Consider the following 2375-nt stretch of genomic DNA (forward strand, 5'->3'; position numbering starts at 1 on the left):
CGACACCATACGGCCCCTGCTCGACAGCATCACGGTCGCCGGAATCCGCTTTGACGCAGAGGGAAGAGGCACCCTCGCCATCACCTTCAGCTTCGCCGAGGAGATCACCGACTTCGGCAACGACGACGTCGACCTGAGCGACACCCACGGCACGCTGAGCACGCTCACGCGCGGCTCAGATGGAAGATTCTGGAACGCCACCCTCACCGTCCCGGCGAATACCAACGACACGAGCAACACCATCAGCGTGAACATGAGCGGCCTGCGCGACCTGGCGGGCAATACCGGCGAAGACCGTTTCACCAGTTCCAACTTTCAGTTGGACACCACGGGACCCAGCGCCACCATCACGCTGGCCCAGAACACGCTCAAATTCGGCGAAACCACCACCGTCACCTTCCGCTTCAACCAAGCCGTCACCGACTTCACGAGCGACGACGTCGTGCTCACGCATGCCACCGGCACGCTGGGCGCACTCACTGCGCTGGGCTCCGACGGCAAAACCTGGACGGCGATCTTTACGCCCCAGGCCATCACCAACGCCACGACCGGCAGCATCGGCATGAACCTTGCCGGTGTGCGCAGCACTGCCGGCAAGGCCGGCATAGGTTATGCCAGCAGCGCCAACTACACCGTGGACACCCTGCCCCCCAGCGCCACCATCCACTTGGCCGACAGCCGCCTCACGGTGGGCGAAACGACGACCGTCCGCTTCGCCTTCAACGAGCCCGTCACCGGCTTTGACGCGAGCGACGTAGACCTCTCGGACGCCAACGGCACGCTCGGTCCGCTCAGCGCCGACGCCGACGGCAGAACCTGGAGCGCCCCCTTCACGCCCACGGCCAACGTGGAGGACGCGAGCAACACCATCCGCGTGAACCTCACGGGGGTCACCGACGCCACAGGCAACGCCGGTATTGGCAGCATTTCCAGCCCCAATTACACGATCGCCACCCGGGGACCCGTCGCCACCATCACGCTCGCCGACACCAGCCTCACGGTGGGCCAAACCACCACCGCCATCTTCCTCTTCAACACGGTCACCACCGACTTCACGGCAGACGACATCGACCTCATCGAGGCCAACGGCACGCTCGGCGAGCTCATGCCCTTCGCAGACGGCAAGACCTGGACCGCCATCTTCACGCCCACGGCCAACCTGGCAAACGTCCGCAACCGCATCATCGTGAACCTCTCCGGTGTGATCGACGCCGCAACGGGCCTGGCCGGCAGCGGCCGTGCCGCCAGCGCCGACTACGCCATCGACACCACCACCGTGCACCCCACCGCCCGCATCACGCTGGCCGACAGCAGCCTCGCGATAGGCGACACCACCCTCGTCACCTTCCGCTTCAGTGAGCGCGTCAACGGCTTCACGGCGGACGACGTCGTGCTCACGGACGCGAATGGCACGCTGGGCCCCCTCACGGCCGATCCGGACGGCAAAACCTGGACCGCCACGTTCACCCCCGCAGCCAACACCGAGAACAGCAGCAATACCATCGGCGTGAACCTGGCCGGCGTGACCAACGCCGCAGGCCGGGCCGGCGTGGGCCAGTCCACCAGCTTCGGCTACCTGATAGACACCCGGCAACCCACGGTGCGCTCCCTCGCCATCGCGGACGCCCAGCTTGGCATCGGCGAATCGACCACCGTCACCCTCACCTTCTCCGAAGCGCTGAATCAAAGCAGCCTCGCCCTGGCGGACCTCTCCCTGTCGAACCTCTATGGTCAGTGGTCCTCGGAGAACAACCGCGGCGCATTGTCCAACCTGCGCACCAGCGACGGCATCAGCTGGCAGATCACCCTCACGGCCCCGACTTCCGGCAGCTCATCGGCGGACAACCTCATCAGCCTTCGCCAAAGATTCACCGACGTCGCGGGCAACACGGGCCCACGGGATTCGCGGAGTTTCAGCGAAGCCCTCTACAGCATCGACCTCGTGCGCCCGAGCGCGACCATTGCGCTGGCCGACTCCAGCCTCACCGTGGGCGAGAGCACCCGCGTCACCTTCCGCTTCAGCGAGCCCGTCACCGACTTCACGATGGATGACATCGTGCTCAGCGACGCCAACGGCACGCTGAGCGCATTCACCGCCGACACCGACGGCAGAACCTGGACCGCCCTCTTCACGCCCACGGCCAACGTGAACGACGCGACCAACACCCTCCGCGTGAACCTCGGCGGCGTGCGCGACATCGCAGGCAACACCGGCGAGGGCCAGGCCACCAGCGCCAGCTACGCGGTAGACACCATCGACCCCACGCGCCCCTACGCCACCACCATCACGCTGGCCGACAGCGTCCTCACCGCGGGCGAAACCACCACCGTCAGCTTCCACTTCAGCGAATCCGTCACCGGCTTCGCGAGCGACG

Annotated in this window: 1 protein-coding gene; it reads left to right on the plus strand. The window is 66.2% G+C overall.

All coding sequences use genetic code 11. The annotated features are described in order from the left end of the window. The coding region (locus tag VTU_RS34035) for an Ig-like domain-containing protein (RefSeq protein ID WP_010108577.1) at positions 1–2375 on the plus strand (2375 nt) is incomplete at both ends.

This window comes from Verminephrobacter aporrectodeae subsp. tuberculatae At4 (assembly GCF_000193225.1).
In the GTDB taxonomy this organism is placed as follows: Bacteria; Pseudomonadota; Gammaproteobacteria; order Burkholderiales; family Burkholderiaceae_C; genus Acidovorax; species Acidovorax aporrectodeae.